Origin of the sequence: Aeromicrobium sp. REDSEA-S32_B7, from assembly GCF_001626145.1 — a bacterium.
In the GTDB taxonomy this organism is placed as follows: domain Bacteria; phylum Actinomycetota; class Actinomycetes; order Propionibacteriales; family Nocardioidaceae; genus Aeromicrobium; species Aeromicrobium erythreum.
In genome coordinates this window covers 1-17,723 of the sequence record NZ_LUNF01000164.1, presented here as the reverse complement: position 1 = coordinate 17,723, position 17,723 = coordinate 1, and the positions used below count along the sequence as shown (strand labels likewise).

Genomic DNA, 17,723 nt, shown 5'->3' with positions numbered 1-17,723 from the left:
TCGATGCTGCGCGGTCGAGCAGGCCGCCCGATCGTCGGGTCGAGCCCTGCTCCGTACCGGCGCGCACGGACGAGGCCGGGACGGCCGCCGCGGAGCCAGGGGAGGGGGAGTCGCCGTGCATCTCGACCTGCGGATGCTGCGCGCCCTCGTGGCGGTCGACCAGATCGGCTCCTTCACCGACGCCGCCCGGGTCCTGAGGTTCTCCACACCGGCCGTGAGCGCGCAGGTGCAGGCGCTCGACGGCCAGACGTTGACGATCGCGCTGGTCAACGCTGGTGCGCGCGACTCGTTCGTCGCGAGCGGGTCGGCCGAGTACGTGCAGCAGGCGCTGCAGCAGGTCATCGGCGTGCAGTGGCGGATCGAGGCGATCGTCGACCCGTCGGTCGACCCGCGCGCGGCCAGCACGCCGCAGCCCTCGGCGCCCGCGGCCCAGCAGGCCGCCCCGGCGCCGTCGGGGCAGGGTCGTGGCGTGGGCGCACCCGAGGCGGTCCGGCAGGCCATGCGCGAGCCCGGCTCGGTGGCACCGCCGGAGGATCCCGACCTCGCGGCGCACCCCGACGACCCGGTCGTCGACCAGGGCGCCGACCCCGAGCAGCTCCTCTCGCGGGAGCTGGGTGCGCGGGTGATCGATGAGATCGACCACGGCTGATCCCGGCGGGGGTGCCGGGCCCCGGGCGGCGGACGGCGCAGCCGGGGGTGCCGGTGCGGCCGTGACGGTGCACCGGCGGCGCCTCGGGCTCGAAGAGGGTCCGCTGGAGGTGCTGCGACGCTTCCGCGGCCGCGACCGTCCGGTGGCGCTGGTCGGTGCGTGGCACCAGGGCGACGCGCTGGTGGCCTGCGACCCCGTGCGGGTGCTCGACCCCGAGGTCGACGACCCGTTCGACCTGTCGCTGCCCGAGGTCGCGCTCGGGGCGTCGTCCGACGGGGCGGCCGGCTTCGGGGGTGGCTGGATCGGGCTGTGGGGGTACCGCCTCGGCGGGCGGCTGGAGCGGGTGCCACCGGCTCGTGCCCGCCCCGTCGAGCAGCCCGACGCGCGGCTGGCGTTCTACGCGTGGGTGCTGCGACGCAGCCGCGGCACGTGGTGGCTGGAGTGGCTGGGCGACGTCGACGTCGCGCCGGTGCTGGCGGCGCTCGAGGGTCCCGCGCCGGGGCCCGTCGCGCACGACGTCGGCCCGCTGCGGCTGGTGCCGTCGCCCGAGGAGCACGTGGCGGCGGTCGCGCGGGCCGTCGAGCACGTGCACGCGGGCGACCTCTTCCAGGTGAACCTCTGCGCGCGTCTGGAGGGCGACGTGCAGGGTCACCCGGTCGACGTCTTCTGTGCAGGGGCACAGCTCCTCCGCCCGGCCTACGGCGCGTTCGTGGGTGGCCCGGCCGGCAGCGGCGAGGGCGTCGCGTCGTTCTCGCCGGAGCTCTTCCTGCGCCGCACGGGCCATGAGGTGCTGACGTCGCCGATCAAGGGCACCGCGCCGCGCGGCGTCGGGCAGCAGGACGACGCCGCGGCGGCCGAGACGCTCGCGGCCTCGGCGAAGGACCGTGCCGAGAACGTCATGATCGTCGACCTGATGCGCAACGACCTCGGCGGGGTGTGCGCGCCGGGCAGCGTGCGGGTGCCCGCCCTCGTCCGGCCGGAGCGGCACGCCGTGTGGCAGCTGGTCTCCGACGTCGTGGGCCGCCTCGCGCCCGACGTCGACGACGCCGACCTGTGGCGGGCCACGTTCCCCCCGGGGTCGGTCACGGGTGCGCCGAAGGTGCGCGCGATGGAGGTGGCGGCGGAGCTCGAGGCGACCGGGCGGGAGGCGTACACGGGCGCGATCGGCCACGTGAGCCCGCTCGCCGGTCTCGAGGCGAACGTCGTCATCCGCACCCTGGAGATGGCGCGGGGGCGGGCGTGGCTCGGCGTGGGAGGCGGCATCGTGGCCGACTCCGACCCGCAGGCCGAGCTGGCCGAGGTGTTCGTGAAGGCGCGTCCGGTGGTCGAGGCCGTCGGTGGCACCCTCGTCGACGACGTCCCGCGTCCCGCGCCCGCGGTCTCGGCGCCGCACCGGTCGGCGGGCGACTGGTCCGCCGACGTGGGTCGCGGCGTGTTCACCACCCTGCTCGTGGACGACGGGCGGGCCGTCGACGTCGCGTCGCACCTGGCCCGTCTCGACGCCAGCGTCCGCGCCGTCTACGGCAGCAGCGTCCGGGAGGGGCTCGACGACGCGGTGGCGCGGCGGGCGGCGAGCCTTCCGCCCGGCCGGCACCGTCTGCGGGTCGAGGCGGTGCCGCTCGAGCCGCCGGGCGACGCCGACGACCACGCCGTGCCGGTGCGGGTCCGGCTCGTCGACGCCCCGCTGGCGCCCGCACCCGCGTCGTGGCGGCTCGTGCCGCGCGAGGTCCCGGGGGGATGGGGCAGCCACAAGTGGGTCGACCGTGGCCCGCTCGAGCCTCCGGCCGGGGCCGACGAGCTGCTGCTGGTCGACGTCGACGGCTCGGTGCTGGAGGGTGGCCGCACCTCGGTGTTCTGCGTGCTCGACGACGGCGTGCACACCCCGCCGCTCGACGGCCGGGTGCTGCCCGGCACCCAGCGCGCCCGGGTGGTCGACGCCCTCCTGCGCGCCGGGGTGCCGTTGCGCCAGCGTCGGCTCACGCGCTCCGACCTCGTGGCGGCGTCGGAGGTCTTCGTCACGAACGCCCTGCGCGGGGTCGTGCCGGTGCACGAGGTCGAGGGGGTCGGCACCTGGTCCGCCCCCGGCCCCCTCACCACCCTCCTCTCCACCTCGCTCGCCTCCCCCCACCCCCCTGACCGTGACGTCTCCGGGCCCGAACCCGGGTTCTCGCCCCGCGAACGTCACGGTCAGCGGGGGAGGGGGCGGGCGGCGCGGGTGCTGTTCGTCGACAACTACGACTCGTTCGTGTTCAACCTCGCGCAGTACGTGCGCGAGCTCGGCGCCGATGCCGACGTCGTCCGCAACGACGAGGTCGGTGTCGAGCAGCTCCTCGCCGCGCGGTCGGCGGGGGACCTGACCCACGTGGTGCTGTCGCCGGGGCCCGGCGCACCTTCGGACGCGGGTATCAGCGTCGACGTCGTCCGCCGGCTCGGCCCCACGACGCCGCTGCTCGGCGTGTGCCTCGGGCACCAGGCGATCGCCGAGGCCTACGGGGCGCGCGTGGTCCGCGCACCCCAGGTGGTGCACGGCAAGCCGTCGTTGGTCCACCACGACGGGCTCGGCCTGCACGCCGGGCTGCCCACGCCCCTCGTCGTGGCCCGGTACCACTCGCTGGTGGCCGAGGAGGCCAGCCTGCCGACGGACCTCGTCGTCACGAGCCGCACCGCGTCGGGCGTGGTGATGGGGCTGCGGCACGCGACCCACCCGGTCGAGGGCGTGCAGTGGCACCCCGAGTCGATCCTGACCAGCCACGGGCACGACCTGCTCGCCACCTTTCTCGACGCCTGAGGTCGGCGTCGGCCGCGATCGCCTCCGCGTGGCAGCATCGGAGCCATGGACCTGACCCTCACCGACGAGCAGGCCGGATTCCGCGCCCTGGCCCGCGACTTCCTCGATCGGGAGGTCGTGCCGCACCGGGCCGCGTGGGACCGCGCGGAGTCCGTCGACCTCGCGATCATCCCGAGGCTCGGCGAGATCGGGTTCTTCGGCCTGACCATCCCCGAGGAGTACGGCGGCGTCGGCGGCGACTACCTCACCTACGTCCTCGCGGCGGAGGAGTTGGGCCGCGCCGACTCCGCGATCCGCGGCATCGTCTCGGTCTCCTCCGGGCTGTTCGGCACGTCCGTCCTGCGGCACGGTACCGAGGGGCAGAAGCAGCGCTGGCTGCCCGACATCGCGGCCGGCCGGATCCTCGGCTGCTTCGGGCTCACCGAGCCCGGCCACGGCTCCGACGCCGGCAACCTGCGCACCCGCGCCCGCCGCGACGGTGACGACTGGGTGATCGACGGCTCCAAGGTGTTCATCACCAACGGCACCTGGGCCGACGTCGCCCTCGTCTTCGCCCGCACCAGCGACGACGGCCCGCGCGGCGTCTCGGCGTTCCTCGTGCCGACCGACACGCCCGGCTTCGAGGCGACGGAGATCAAGGGCAAGCTCGGCCTGCGCGGCCAGGCCACCGCGGCGCTGTCGTTCGACGGCGTCCGCGTGCCCGCCGACGCGCTGCTCGGCGAGGTGGGCCAGGGCTTCAAGATCGCGATGCAGACGCTCGACAAGGGCCGGGTGACGATCGCGGCGAGCTGCGTCGGCATCGTCCAGGGCTGCCTCGAGGAGACCGTCGCGTACACCGGCCAGCGGGAGCAGTTCGGCCAGCCGATCGCGTCGTACCAGCTCGTGCAGGAGATGATCGCCGACATGAGCGTCGACGCCGACGCGGCGCGGCTGCTCACCTGGCGGGCCGCCGATCTCATGCAGCGCGGCGAGCCGTTCGGGACGGCGGCGTCGAAGGCCAAGCTGTTCGCGTCGGAGGCGGCGGTTCGGGCGGCGAACCTCGCCGTGCAGGCGTTCGGCGGGTACGGCTTCATCGACGAGTACCCGGTGCAGAAGTACCTGCGCGACGCCCGGGTGATGACGCTCTACGAGGGCACCAGCCAGGTGCAGAAGCTCTTGATCGGGCGGGCCGAGACGGGGATCAACGCGTTCGTCTGACGCGGTCGCGACCGCGCGCCGGACGCCGTCGTCGCGCCGTCGGGCCTAGACTTGCTCCTTGTGTACGACGGAGTGATCCAGGACCTCATCGACGAGCTCGGGCAGCTGCCCGGGGTCGGTCCGAAGAGCGCCCAGCGGATCGCCTTCCACCTGCTCGACGCCGACCCCGCCGACGTCCGTCGTCTGGCGCAGGTCCTCGTGGAGGTCAAGGACAAGGTGCACTTCTGCGCCGTGTGCGGGAACGTCACGGTCGACGTCGAGTGCCGCATCTGCTCCGACCCGCGCCGCGACGCCACCGTGCTGTGCGTGGTGGAGGAGAGCAAGGACGTCGTCGCGATCGAGCGGACCCGCGAGTTCCGCGGCCGCTACCACGTGCTCGGCGGGGCGATCAGCCCGATCGCCGGCGTCGGGCCCGACCAGCTGCGCATCCGCGAGCTGCTCGGGCGTCTGCAGGACGGCACGGTCACCGAGGTGATCATCGCCACCGACCCGAACCTCGAGGGCGAGGCCACGGCCACCTACCTCATCCGGATGCTCAGCACGCTGGGCCTGCGGGTCAGCAAGCTCGCGAGCGGCCTGCCCGTCGGCGGCGACCTCGAGTACGCCGACGAGCTGACGCTCGGCCGCGCGTTCGAGGGCCGCACCGCCATCGCCGGCTGACGCGGGGTCAGGCTCGACCGGCCAGCAGCTCCTCCTGGTCGGCCGCCACGGCGCGCACGACGCGGATCCAGAGCACGCCGGCCACCACCCAGGCGACGGTCGAGACGGCGGCGAAGGCCGGGAGGTCGCCCACCCCGGTCGACTCGAGATCCGTCGGCACGAGGAGGGACTCCACGCCGCTCGCGACGTTCGCGACGATGAACGCGCCCCACCACCAGCCGACGCGGGACCCGGACGACGGGTGGTGCGACCGGACCCGGAGGACGTCGCGCACCACCTGGAAGGGGAACCAGAGGCTCACCACCGGCACGAGCCACCCGCCCCAGACCCAGCCACGGCTGCGAGCGTGCGGCGACGTCGGCGAGAGCAGCTCGACGTTCCTGCGCGCCCGCCACAGCCACAGGCAGGTGACGACGAAGGCGCCGAGCAGCACGAGGTAGCCGACGAGGTCGACGACCTCGTACGGCGTGAAGAACTCCTCGGGCGACCGGCCGGCCGCGGCGCCCGACGTCCACTGGTCCTCGGCGTCGCGTGCCAGCCAGTACCGGGGGAGCATGAGGGCCGCGTAGAGCGCGGCGAAGCCCGTCGTCAGCGCCGTGAGGACGCCCAGCGGCTCGGGAGTGCCGAGCGAGGCACTCGCGGCCGCGGGCACCGGGGAGGCCGGCGCGCCGGACGGCGGCTCGGGCGCGCGGCCCCAGCCCTCGGGGACGTCGTCCTCGGACGGGAAACGAGGGTAGGGCGTCGGGTCGGACATCGGTCTCCTGGCGGTCGTCTGGAGGCCCCGACGCTAGTGCACGGAGGCGCCCGGGGAACGAGAACCTGACGAACCACTGACGGACGACTGACGTGTTGCTGAGAACCGCTCCCGGTTCTTTCTCGCCGTCGTCGCGGTGCCCTAGCGTGTCGGTCGTGAACGTGCTGACGCTGGTGCGGCGGGTGCCCTTCACGGCCTCCGTCGTCGTGCTGATCCTGCTGCTCGGCGCCGCCACGGGGACCCTGTGGCTCCCGCTGGAGGACAAGAGCTGGTACCCCGACGTCGCGTTTGGGCCCCCGGCCCTGCTCGACGGGCGCTGGTGGACGGTCGTCACCGGCTCGCTCTACGCGCTCAAGCCGCTGCAGTACGTCGCCATCCTCACGTTCTTCGTCCTTCCGGTCAGCCTCTGCGAGTGGCGGCTCGGCACGCGGCGCACGGCCGCCGTGGTCGTCGTCTTCCAGGCGATCGGCGTGATCGGCGGTGGCTACCTGATGGTGGCGCTGTCGTCCTGGACCGACTGGGGCTGGGCGCAGCGCACCGCGCAGGACCTCGACGTCGGCTTCAGCGCGGGCGCGCTCGCGGCAGCCATGGTCGTCTCGGCCGACCTGCGCCGACCCTGGCGGGGGCGGGTCCGGCTCGGCGTCCTCGGCTACGTGCTCACGTCGCTGACCTTCCTCGGCTACCTCTACGACGTCGAGCACCTGGTGGCCGTGCTGCTCGGCCTCTGGGTGGGCCCCTGGATCGTCGGCCGCCGTCCGTCGCGGACGGTGGCGGAGTGGCTGCGACCCGGATTCACGCGCCGCGACCTGCGGATGCTCACCGGCGGCTCGTTCCTCTGGGGCGCGATCATCGCCGTCATCGGCCAGGTCGCCGACCGCGACGGACCCTTCGGCCCCATCGGCGGCGACCCCGAGTCGTGGTGGTGGGTCCTTGCGGTGGTGGCGGTCGACCTGCTCATCGCGTGGGGCCTCGTGCGCGGTCGCCGCACGTGGTGGATGCTCGCCCTCGTCCTGACCTCCATCAGCTGGTTGCTCGGCGCCGCGACCGCCGCCGTCATCGTGTCCGGCGGCACCTCGAACTCCGGCCTCGTCTGGATCTCCCTGCTGTTCGACACCGCCCAGCTGGCGGCGCTCCTGCTCGGGCGCAGCGCGTTCCGCAACCCCGGCCGGCGCGGCCTGCGCCGGGTGGGCCCCGACCGGGTCGGCGCGCTGCCCACCGACGCCGACCGCGAGCGGGCCCGCGAGCTGCTCCAGCGGCACGGCTCGTCGAACCGTCTGGCCTGGATGACCACCTGGCCGGAGAACCGCTGGTGGTTCACCGACGACGCCGTGGTCGCCTACCAGCAGTCGATGGGGGTCACGATCGGTCTGTGCGACCCGGTGGGTCCCGACCCCCTGCACGTCGCCGAGCGGTTCATCGGCGCCCGCGCGCGACGCCGGCACGCTGCCATGCCTGTTCAGCTGCAGCAGCGCCGTGGCGCGCTGGGCCCAGGACCAGGGCTGGATCGCCGTGCAGGTCGCGGAGGAGGCGATCGTCGACCTGCCCGAGCTCGAGTTCGTCGGCAAGAAGTGGCAGGACGTCCGCTCGGCGTTCAACCAGGCGGGCAAGCACGACGTCGAGACCCGGTTGATGCGGCTGGCGGACGCGCCGCGCGGCATCCGCACCCAGCTGCGGGCGATCTCCGACGAGTGGGTGCGCGACAAGGGTCTGCCGGAGATGGGCTTCACGCTCGGCGGTCTGGAGGAGGCCGAGGACCCCGACGTGTGGATCAACGTCGCGGTCGACGCGGACATGACGGTGCACGGCGTCACGAGCTGGATGCCGATCCCCGGCCCCGACGGGCAGGTCCGCGGCTGGACGCTCGACCTCATGCGTCGCCTCCCCGGCGGCTTCCGCTACACGATGGAGCTCCTCATCGCGTCGGCCTGCCGCGAGTTCAAGGAGCAGGGCTACGAGGTCGTCTCCCTCTCCGGTGCGCCGCTCGCGCACGCCGGCGCGGGCGACAGCGTCGTCGACCGCTCCGTCATCGACGACGTGCTCACGCGGGCCGGCGACGTGCTCGAGCCGTACTACGGGTTCCAGTCGCTGCAGGCGTTCAAGGCCAAGTTCCAGCCGCGGTACGAGCCGCTGTTCCTCGTCGTCGCCGACGAGGCCGCGCTGCCGCGGGTGGGGATCGCGGTCGGGCGCGCCTACCTCGCGGACGCGACGCTCGGACAGCTGCTGGCGCTCACCCGCGGGCACTGAGCGGTACGTGCCTGCCGGGGAACGCCGGTAGACTCACCGAGTGGAGCTGGAGCTGCGGCACCTTCGGGTCGTGTGTGCCATCGCTGACGCCGGGAGCGTCACGAAGGCCGCTGCCGAGCTGGGTGTCGCCCAGCCGGCGCTGACCGCCCAGCTGAGCCGGATCGAGCGGGCCCTCGGCGGCCCGTTGTTCGACCGGGACCACCGCGGTGTCCGGCCCACGTCGCTCGGCGAGCTGGTCATCGCCCGGGCCCGCATGCTGCTGCCCGCCATGACCGGCCTGCTCGACGACGCGACCCGGCTCGCCGACCCTGCCCGCGGCGCGAGCATCCCCGACCACCTGTCCATCGGGTCGTCGTCGCCGGCCGTCCTGGCCCCGCTGATCCAGCGGCTCGAGCAGCGTCACCCCGACCTGCGGGTCTCGACGACGGCCTCGTGGTCGGCCGACGAGCTCGCGCGGGCCCTGGCCGACGGCCGCCTCGACTACGCCGTCATCGGCATCTGCGGCGGCGATGTCGCGCCCGACGACCGCGCCATCACGTGGCGCACGTTCTCCGTCGACCCCGTCTTCGTGATGCTGCCCGAGGACCACGGCGCCGCCGACGCCGCCGAGGTGCCCCTCGGTGCCCTCGCCGGCGAGGCGTGGGCGGCCACCCCGGGCGACGGCTGCTTCCAGGAGTGCTTCGCCGCGGCCTGCGCCCGCGAGGGCTTCGCGCCACGCAGCCTCTACGTGGCCGACGCGGCGAGCTGCATCGAGCTGGTCTCCTCGGGCACGGCCGTGGCGCTCTGCCAGCCCACGCGGGTGCTGCCGGGTCTCGTCACGAAGCCGGTCGCCGACGCGCCGCTGCGCTGGCGCCACCTCGTGGGCTGGCGCACCGACTCGGTGGGCGCCGACTTCGCCGACGAGCTGCTCCTGACGGTGCGCATGGCGCACAACGACCTGGTGTCGCGCAGCCCCGTCTACGCCGCCTGGCTGGAGCAGAACCCGGGCTTCGGCGAGCAGCACGACCCAGGCATCACGCCCGCGGTATGACTCTTCCGGTATGACCCTCCAGGCCTGATCCGCCAGTAGGTTTCTGCACAACCCCTCGGGGGGGCTGCGGAGGCAGGACCGCCTCCGGACGACAGCGTGGGGCGTGGCGGCGAGCCGTCCGTTCCGCAGGAACGGCGGCCCGGGTGATCCCCGGTCCGCCACGACACAGGAGATCGAACCGTGAACACTCCCAAGCGAACCCTCTTCGGCTCGCTGGCCGCTGCCGCCGTGCTCGCCACGGCCTTCGGCCCGCAGGCCATCGCCGCCCCGTCGCAGGACGACGGCGCCGCCAGCTCGAAGGTGGGCATGCTCGGCGCGATGCAGCGCGACCTCGGCCTCACGAAGACCCAGGCCACCGACCGCCTCGCCTCCGAGGCCAAGGCCGCCAAGGTCGACAAGACGCTCGAGAAGAGCCTCGGTGCCGACTACGCCGGCTCCTGGTACGACGCGAAGGCCGGCACGCTCGTCGTCGCCGTCACCGACGCCTCCCAGGCCGGTGCCGTCAAGGCCCAGGGCGCCCAGGTGCGCACCGTCGAGCGCTCGGCCGCCGAGCTCGACGGCTACATGAAGGACCTGAACGCGAAGCAGGCCTCCGCGCCGAGCACCGTCGCCGGCTGGTACGTCGATCCCGCCGCGAACAAGGTCGTCATCCCGGCGGGCGACACCGCCGCCGCCGCGTCGTTCGCCAAGAAGGCCGGCGTCCCGACGTCCGCGATCGAGGTCGAGCGCTCGGCCGAGCAGCCGAAGCCGCTCTACCAGGGTGGCGACGCCTACTACATCACCAACGCGCGCTGCTCGATCGGCTTCGCGGTCAACGGCGGCTTCGTGACGGCCGGTCACTGCGGCTCGCAGGGCGCCGCGACCCAGAACCCCAGCGGCACGTTCGCCGGGTCCAGCTTCCCCGGCAACGACTACGCGTGGGTGCGCTCCTCGGCCACCATCACCGGCACGGTGAACAACTACAGCGGCGGCAGCGTCGCGGTCCGCGGCTCGCAGGACGCGGCCGTCGGCTCGTCGATCTGCCGGTCCGGCTCCACCACCGGCTGGCACTGCGGCACCATCCAGGCCCGCAACTCCACGGTGAACTACGCGCAGGGCTCGGTCTACGGCCTCATCCGCACCAGCGTGTGCGCGGAGCCGGGCGACTCGGGCGGATCGGCCATCACCGGCAACCAGGCGCAGGGCGTCACCTCCGGTGGCTCCGGCAACTGCTCCTCGGGCGGCACGACCTACTTCCAGCCGGTCAACGAGATCCTCAGCGCCTACGGCCTGACGCTCAAGACCTCCTGATCGAGGACACCGCGCGCGGCGCGGGCCCGGTACCGGTCTCTCGGGACGGTGCCGGGTCCGTGCCGCGTCGGTGTGTCCGGCCGATCTCGTCGTCCCGGGACAGGAACGACGGTGGAGGGCCGTGCCGGCCGACCTATAGGATGACGACGTTGCCCGGTCAGCGTCGCCCTGGCACGGTCCCACCAAACCCCCGCACCGCAAGGACATCCGTCGTGGGCATTGTCGTCCAGAAGTACGGTGGCTCCTCCGTCGCCGACGCCACGAGCGTCAAGAGAGTCGCCCAGCGCATCGTCGCCACCAAGAAGGCCGGCCACGACGTCGTCGTGGTCGTCTCGGCCATGGGCGACACGACCGACGAGCTGATCGACCTCGCCAACGAGGTCTCCCCGCTGCCCCCCGCCCGCGAGCTCGACATGCTGCTGACCGCCGGCGAGCGCATCTCCATGGCGGTCCTCGCCATGGCCATCGGCAACCTCGGCCAGGAGGCCCGCTCGTTCACCGGCTCCCAGGCCGGTGTCATCACCGACGCCGAGCACGGCAAGGCCAAGATCATCGACGTCACGCCCGGACGGATCGAGAAGGCGATCGCCGAGGGCGCGATCGCGATCGTCGCCGGCTTCCAGGGCGTCTCGCAGACGACGAAGGACATCACGACGCTCGGTCGCGGCGGCTCCGACACGACGGCCGTCGCGCTCGCCGCCGCGCTGCACGCCGACGTCTGCGAGATCTACTCCGACGTCGACGGCATCTTCACCGCCGACCCGCGGATCGTCCCCGACGCGCGCCAGATCCCGCAGATCTCCTACGAGGAGACGCTCGAGATGGCGGCGAACGGCGCGAAGATCCTGCACCTGCGCTGCGTCGAGTACGCGCGCCGCAACGACATGCCCATCCACGTCCGCTCGTCGTTCTCCGACAAGCCCGGCACGTGGGTCCTCAAGGCCGAGGACGTCACGAAGGACCCCACCATGGAACAAGCCATCATCTCCGGCGTCGCCCACGACCGCTCCGAGGCGAAGATCACCGTCGTCGGCGTCCCCGACCAGGTCGGGTACGCCGCCGCGATCCTCAAGGCGCTCGGCGACGCGCAGATCAACATCGACATGATCGTGCAGAACGTCTCGGCTGCCGCGACCGCGCTGACCGACATCTCCTTCACGCTGCCGCGCGCCGACGGCCAGACGGCCATGACCGCGCTCGCGCGGCTCAAGGACCAGGTCGGGTTCGAGCGGCTCCAGTACGACGACAGCGTCGGCAAGGTGTCGATCATCGGCGCCGGCATGCGCTCGGCCCCCGGCATCACCGCCCGCTTCTTCCAGGCACTGGCCGACGCGAACGTCAACATCGCCATGATCTCCACGTCCGAGATCCGCATCTCCGTCGTCGTCGCCGAGAGCCAGGTCGAGAACGCGGTCCGCGCCGCCCACTCGGCCTTCGACCTCGGCACCGACGAGGTCGAGGCGGTCGTGTACGGGGGGACCGGACGATGAGCCGCACCGCCAGTATCGGCATCGTGGGTGCCACCGGCCAGGTGGGCGTCGCGATGCGCCAGATCCTCGAGGAGCGCAGCTTCCCCGCCGACCAGGTGCGCTTCTTCGCCTCGGCGCGCTCCGCGGGCACCGTCCTGCCGTTCGCGGGCCGCGAGATCACCGTCGAGGACGCAGCGACCGCCGACCCCACCGGGCTCGACATCGCGCTCTTCTCCGCCGGCGCGACCACCTCGCGCGCGCACGCGCAGCGCTTCGCCGACGCCGGCGTGACCGTCGTCGACAACAGCTCCGCGTTCCGCAAGGACCCTGCCATCCCGCTCGTCGTCAGCGAGGTGAACCCGCACGCCATCCCCGACGGCGACGGGCCCGGGGGTCGCGGCATCATCGCCAACCCCAACTGCACCACCATGGCCGCGATGCCGGTGCTCAAGCCGCTGCACGACGAGGCCGGGCTCGTCCGGCTCGTCGTCAGCAGCTACCAGGCCGTGTCGGGCTCCGGCGTCGCCGGCGTCCGCGAGCTGCACGGCCAGGCGCAGGCCGTGGTCGAGAAGGCCGACGCGCTCGCCTACGACGGCACGGCCGTCGCCTTCCCCGACCCCGACGTCTACGTCGCGCCGATCGCGTTCAACGTGCTGCCCATGGCGGGCAGCGTCGTCGACGACGGCAGCAACGAGACCGACGAGGAGCAGAAGCTGCGCAACGAGTCGCGCAAGATCCTCGAGGTCCCCGACCTGCGCGTCGCCGGCACCTGCGTGCGCGTGCCCGTCTTCACCGGCCACTCGCTCAGCATCCACGCCGAGTTCGACCGCGACCTCACGCCCGAGCGCGCCACCGAGATCCTCGCCGGTGCGCCCGGCGTGCAGCTCGTCGACGTGCCCACGCCGCTCCAGGCCGCCGGCACCGACCCGAGCCTCGTCGGACGCATCCGCGCCGACCAGTCGGCGCCCGAGGGCAAGGGCCTCGTGCTCTTCGTCAGCGGCGACAACCTGCGCAAGGGCGCGGCGCTCAACACGGTGCAGATCGCCGAGCTCCTCCTCGGCTGAGGTGGGTCCGTGCGACTCGGCTGGGTCCGGCGGAGGAGAGCTCGGGGGCACATCGCCGAGCTCCTCCTCGGCTGAGGTGGGCGCGAAGGCCGGCGTCACGGTCCGCGCGCGGCGCGACGGCGACGCCGAGCGGCTCGTCGAGCTCCTGGCGCGGACCCATGCCCTCGACGCCTACCCCGTGCGCGGGTCGCTGGTCGGCTGGGCGTTCCTCGCCGGCGACGTCGAGCGCGCCTGGGTGGCGGAGGTGGACGGCCGGGTCGAGGGGCACGTGTGCGTCCTCGCCGGCCCCGACGGGCCGGTCCTGTCGCGGCTGTTCGTGAACCCGGACGCGCGCGGCGCTGGCGTCGGGTCGGTGCTCCTCGACGCGGTCGACGCGTGGGCCGACGAGCGAGGGCTCGCGCTCAGGCTCGTCGTCCTCGACCAGGACGCCGCCGCCCGCCGGCTGTACGAGCAGCGTGGCTGGCAGCACGTCGGCAGCGAACCGGCCGCCTGGCTCGGTGGCACCGGCCCGTGGCCGCTCGCCCACGACTACCGCCGACCCGCGTCCTGACGCACGAGACCCCCGCACCCGAAGGTGCGGGGGTCTCGGGACCGGTCGGTCAGCGGAACGACTGGGCGCTGAAGTGCGAACGCTCCGGGGTGTCGCTCGGGGGCTGCTCGTTGTTGCTCAGGTCGAACTTGTCGAACGCGCGGGCCGTGCCCTTCGTGGTCAGGAAGAGGACACCGAAGGCCTGGTTCTCGTCGCAGCCCTCGAAAGCGTAGGCGGAGAGCACGGTCGCCGGCGTGTAGCCGCGCTCGTAGAGGCTGTCGATGGCCGCGACCGTCTCCTGGTTGTTCTCCTTCACCGCGTCGGAGCGCAGCTGCTTGAGCGTGATGCTCTCGCCATCGAGAGGCTCGCCGAGCTTCTTCGCGACGGTGCCGATGGTGTCGCCCTTGCTGGGCGTGTCGCCGAGGACGACGGACTCGAAGCCGGCCGGGGTGGCGCACTTCGTGGTGTAGACGGGCTTGACGGTCAGCGTCTGGCGCAGGCTCTTCTGGCGCGTCGGGCCGAGCTTGCCCTTGCTGTCGCGCACGCGGTACTTGACCACGGTCGACACGTTGTAGGTCACGGACAGGGCGGTGCGCTTGAGCGTGGCCGACTTCTGGTTGCGGACGACGGCCTTGCCGTCGAGGCTGACGTTCAGGAGCGAGGAGGAGACGCGCACGTTCTTCGACACCGACACCGACGGCTTGATGGTGACGGTGGTGCCGATCTCGCCGGGGGCGGGGTTGGCGATCTTCTTGACGGAGACGACGGTCGCGGCCTGAGCCGGGGCGACGAGGCCGAGGGTCGAGCCGACGCCGACGGCGGCAGCCAGCAGGAGCGGGGTGAGCTTGCGCAAGGGGATGTCCGTTCACGAGTGCGGTCGGGAGTGACCGCAGGCTGCTACAGCCTAGGGGCGGATCCGCAACTCGAGACACATTTCGGAAAAGATTGTCGGTTCCATGGACATCAGCGTCGCAGCGCGGCGCGGATCGCCTCGGCCAGCTGCGCGGCGGACGTGCCGAAGTGCCGGGCGCCGACGGTGAACCCCGGATCGGCGTCCGACTCGACGCTGACCGTGTTGCGGGCGGCCGGGGTGCCCTGACCCACCTGGACCTGCGCCCGCGTCGTCGGGCAGGCGAGGCGCTGCCGTCCGCGGTGCAGCGTGACGACGTCGCCGTCGACCTGCAGGCTCTGCCGGTTGCGCCCGCGGACGACGACGAACCACACCCACGCCGCCCCGGCCCACAGCACGAGGAAGAGCAGGGGTGTCGGACGACGGCTCGTGCCGCCGTCGAGCACGGCGGGGCTCGACAGCGCCCCCGTCATGGTGACGGCCGCGAGGGTGAGCAGCACCGCCGCCGCGACGGCGAGCCACTGGACCAGCGGGCTGCCGTGGACCGTCGTCGTGCCCCCGTCGCGGGACACCTCCGGTGGTCGCGTCGCCGGTCGCAGGAGCGGGAGGGGCAGCAGGGCGAGCAGGCCGCCGAGGAGGAGGGTCGCGCCGAGCAGCCGGACGCCGGGGTCGGGGTCGCTGAGCGCCATGGCCGCGCCCACGGGCACGAGGAAGCCGGCGAGCAGCACGCAGGAGACGAGGCCACCGGTCATGGGCTCACCGCTCCCGGGCGATCGCGGCGACGTCGTCGAGCGCCGTGGGGTTCTCGAGCGCGCCGCGGGTGGCGGCCTCGTCGACCGGCACGCCCCGCAGGATCTTCTTCACCGGCACCTCGAGCTTCTTGCCCGACAGCGTGCGTGGCAGGGCACGCACCACGTGGAGCTCGTCGGGCACGTGGCGCGGCGAGAGCCGCTCGCGCAGCTCGCGGGCGACCGTGCGGCGCAGGTCGTCGACGTCGGTGCCGTCGGGGTCGGTGAGGGTGACGAAGAGGAGCAGCGTGCCTGCGCCGTCGCCGCGGTCGTCGTCGGCGGTGTCCTCGAGGTGCACCACGAGGCTGTCGGCCACCTCGGGGAGGCTCTCGACGACGGTGTAGAACTCGCTCGTGCCGAGGCGCACGCCACCGCGGTTGAGGGTCGCGTCGCTGCGCCCGGTGATGGTGCACGTGCCGCGCTCGGTGATCGTGATCCAGTCGCCGTGGCGCCACACGCCGGGAATGTCCTCGAAGTACGCGGCGCGGTACCGCGAGTCGTCGGTGTCGCCCCAGAAGCCGACGGGCATCGACGGCAGCGGAGCGGTGATCACCAGCTCGCCCAGGGAGCCGACGACCGGCTGCGCGTGCTCGTCGTACGCCTCGACGGCGGCGCCGAGGCTGCGGCACGAGATCTCGCCGGCGTACACCGGGACGGTGGGGGAGGCGCCGACGAACGCCGAGCAGACGTCGGTCCCGCCGGAGACGGACTGCAGGTGGACGTGCTCGCCGACCGCGTCGTGGACCCACCGGAAGCCCTCGGCCGGGAGCGGCGCGCCGGTGGAGCCGACCGCTCGCAGTGTCGACGTGTCGACAATGTCCCGGGGTCGCAGTTCCTGCTTGCGGCACTGCAGGAGGTAGGGCGCGGAGGTGCCGAAGTAGGTCACCCCGAGCTCTGCTGCGTCGCGCCAGAGGCGGTCGAGGCCCGGGTGCGCGGGGTTGCCGTCCCAGAGCAGGACGGTGGAGCCCGTCAGCAGGCCCGACACCAGCAGGTTCCACATCATCCAGCCAGTCGTGGAGAACCACAGGAAGACGTCGTCGGGGCCGAGGTCGTGCTGCAGGCCGAGCGCCTTGAGGTGCTCCACGGTGATGCCGCCGTGGCCGTGGACGATCGGCTTCGGCAGGCCGGTCGTGCCCGAGGAGTAGAGCACGTACAGCGGCGCGTCGAAGGGCAGGCGCTCGAACGCGAGCTCGCCGGGCTCGGCGAGGAGCGCGTCCCAGGTGGTCGCGCCGGTGGGCGCGGGCGCGTCGGGGTCGAGGTAGGGCAGCCAGACGAGCGTGCGCACGCTGGGCAGCGCCTCGACGATCCGCTCGACCTCGGCCCGGCGCTCGACGGTCTTGGCGCCGTAGCGGTAGCCGTCGACGGCGAGCACGAGCACGGGCTCCGTCTGCTGCCAGCGGTCGACGACGCTCTGCACGCCGAACTCCGGTGCGCAGGAGCTGAAGACCGCGCCCAGGCTGGCCGCGGCGAGGAGCAGGACCAGCGTCTCGGGCACGTTGGGTGCGTAGGCGGCGACCCGGTCGCCCCGACCGACGCCGGCCCGGAGGAGCCCGGCCCGCGCCCGCGCGACCTGGTCGCGCAGCTGGGCGGCGGTCAGCCGGACGTCGTCCCGCGACTGCGACCGCCCGACGACGACCACGTCGTCGTCGGCGCGACCGGGCAGCCGCAGCGCCGCCTCGGCGTAGTTGAGGCGGACGTCGGGGAACCACACGGCCCCGGGCATCGACGCGTCGGCGAGGGCCGGCGACGGTGACCCGTCTCCCGGGACGTCGAAGAACCGCCAGACGGCCTGCCAGAACGCGTCGGGCTCGTCGACCGACCAGCGCCAGAGGGCGTCGTAGTCGCGTGGGTCGATCCCCACCGACGTGGCGAACGACGCGATGCGCGGGGTGGCGGTGGGGTCGGGGCTCCAGAGCACCTCGGGGGTCTCGGGCATGACGGCGCGGCCTCCTGGACGGCGGACGGGTCGGGTCAGCGGTGGGCGTCGTCGGGCGGCACGTCGGTGGCCGCCCAGACGAGCAGCCGCTGCACGAGCGGCACGGTGACGACCATGAGGCCCGGGACGATCAGCCACGCCCAGGGCCCGTCGACGGGCTCGAGGAACGCGAGCATGACCACGATCGCCACGAGCAGCACCGACAGCGCCAGGACAGGACGCGCCTGCTGGACCCCGAACGCGCGGAGCAGTCGCGCGCCCAGCTCGCCGGCCACGCCGACGACGACCAGGACGGCGAGCAGGCCCCAGAACGCGCCGCCCGCCGACGTGCCGCGGACGGCGCTGAACAGCTCGAGGCACAGCCAGCCGCCGGCGGTCACCAGCAGACCGGCCACCAGCCCGGTGACGACGGACGCCCCGAGCGGCGGGACGGTGGGGACGCGGTAGTCGCGGACGGCCCAGACGGCGTCCTCCC

15 protein-coding genes and 1 pseudogene are annotated in these 17,723 nt (G+C 73.4%); 11 read left to right on the top strand and 5 right to left on the bottom strand.

Features of this window, described 5'->3' with window-relative positions; all coding sequences use genetic code 11:
• Nucleotides 1-115: 115 nt before the first annotated feature.
• Genes A6Q79_RS11550 through recR form a run of 4 tightly spaced genes read left to right on the top strand, consistent with a single transcriptional unit; the run spans nt 116 to nt 5,294 of the window.
• Nucleotides 116-649 (top strand): LysR family transcriptional regulator, encoded by a 534-nt coding sequence (locus A6Q79_RS11550; RefSeq protein ID WP_317698332.1) that lies wholly within the window; start codon nt 116-118, stop codon nt 647-649.
• Entirely contained in the window at nt 630-3,437 is a 2,808-nt protein-coding gene (locus tag A6Q79_RS11545) for a chorismate-binding protein (protein ID WP_317698330.1), read from the top strand. The genes A6Q79_RS11550 and A6Q79_RS11545 overlap by 20 nt, the downstream gene beginning before the upstream one ends.
• A 45-nt stretch (nt 3,438-3,482) precedes the next feature.
• On the top strand, nt 3,483-4,634 hold the full coding sequence (locus A6Q79_RS11540; protein WP_286689502.1) for an acyl-CoA dehydrogenase family protein: 1,152 nt from the start codon (nt 3,483-3,485) through the stop codon (nt 4,632-4,634).
• Nucleotides 4,635-4,694: 60 nt separating this feature from the next.
• Complete coding sequence (recR, locus tag A6Q79_RS11535; RefSeq protein ID WP_067853732.1) at nt 4,695-5,294, top strand: recombination mediator RecR; 600 nt, start codon at nt 4,695-4,697, stop codon at nt 5,292-5,294.
• Nucleotides 5,295-5,301: 7 nt separating this feature from the next.
• On the opposite strand, the gene A6Q79_RS11530 is transcribed toward recR, so the two are convergent.
• On the bottom strand, nt 5,302-6,048 hold the full coding sequence (locus A6Q79_RS11530; RefSeq protein ID WP_286689503.1) for a DUF4328 domain-containing protein: 747 nt from the start codon (nt 6,046-6,048) through the stop codon (nt 5,302-5,304).
• A gap of 491 nt (nt 6,049-6,539) precedes the next feature.
• Between A6Q79_RS11530 and A6Q79_RS18660 the strand changes: the two are divergent.
• From A6Q79_RS18660 to A6Q79_RS11500, 7 genes and pseudogenes are all read left to right on the top strand, one after another.
• Nucleotides 6,540-7,502: pseudogene (locus A6Q79_RS18660) on the top strand (phosphatidylglycerol lysyltransferase domain-containing protein); the annotation flags it as partial.
• Between the two features lie 19 nt (nt 7,503-7,521).
• Nucleotides 7,522-8,292: a DUF2156 domain-containing protein gene (locus A6Q79_RS11525; protein ID WP_353939378.1), complete on the top strand. Its 771-nt coding sequence runs from the start codon at nt 7,522-7,524 to the stop codon at nt 8,290-8,292.
• Between the two features lie 40 nt (nt 8,293-8,332).
• Nucleotides 8,333-9,322 carry a LysR family transcriptional regulator gene (locus A6Q79_RS11520; RefSeq protein ID WP_067853741.1) on the top strand — a complete coding sequence of 330 codons (990 nt, stop codon included), beginning with the start codon at nt 8,333-8,335 and terminating at the stop codon, nt 9,320-9,322.
• A gap of 180 nt (nt 9,323-9,502) precedes the next feature.
• Nucleotides 9,503-10,612 carry a S1 family peptidase gene (locus A6Q79_RS11515; RefSeq protein WP_286689504.1) on the top strand — a complete coding sequence of 370 codons (1,110 nt, stop codon included), beginning with the start codon at nt 9,503-9,505 and terminating at the stop codon, nt 10,610-10,612.
• 212 nt (nt 10,613-10,824) lie between these two features.
• Nucleotides 10,825-12,102: an aspartate kinase gene (locus A6Q79_RS11510; protein ID WP_067853748.1), complete on the top strand. Its 1,278-nt coding sequence runs from the start codon at nt 10,825-10,827 to the stop codon at nt 12,100-12,102.
• Nucleotides 12,099-13,145: an aspartate-semialdehyde dehydrogenase gene (locus tag A6Q79_RS11505; RefSeq protein ID WP_286689505.1), complete on the top strand. Its 1,047-nt coding sequence runs from the start codon at nt 12,099-12,101 to the stop codon at nt 13,143-13,145. The genes A6Q79_RS11510 and A6Q79_RS11505 overlap by 4 nt, the downstream gene beginning before the upstream one ends.
• 76 nt (nt 13,146-13,221) lie before the next feature.
• A complete protein-coding gene (locus tag A6Q79_RS11500; RefSeq protein ID WP_289017617.1) occupies nt 13,222-13,695 on the top strand; it encodes a GNAT family N-acetyltransferase in 474 nt (157 codons plus the stop codon).
• A gap of 49 nt (nt 13,696-13,744) precedes the next feature.
• Here A6Q79_RS11500 and A6Q79_RS11495 read toward each other — a convergent pair whose 3' ends face one another.
• From A6Q79_RS11495 to A6Q79_RS11480, 4 genes are all read right to left on the bottom strand, one after another.
• Entirely contained in the window at nt 13,745-14,527 is a 783-nt protein-coding gene (locus A6Q79_RS11495; protein ID WP_289017615.1) for a hypothetical protein, read from the bottom strand.
• A gap of 110 nt (nt 14,528-14,637) precedes the next feature.
• Nucleotides 14,638-15,276 (bottom strand): hypothetical protein, encoded by a 639-nt coding sequence (locus tag A6Q79_RS11490; RefSeq protein ID WP_289017613.1) that lies wholly within the window; start codon nt 15,274-15,276, stop codon nt 14,638-14,640.
• A gap of 4 nt (nt 15,277-15,280) precedes the next feature.
• Nucleotides 15,281-17,248: an acetoacetate--CoA ligase gene (locus A6Q79_RS11485; RefSeq protein ID WP_286690185.1), complete on the bottom strand. Its 1,968-nt coding sequence runs from the start codon at nt 17,246-17,248 to the stop codon at nt 15,281-15,283.
• Nucleotides 17,249-17,283: 35 nt separating this feature from the next.
• The coding region (locus A6Q79_RS11480) for a hypothetical protein (protein WP_317698321.1) at nt 17,284-17,723 on the bottom strand (440 nt) is incomplete at its 5' end.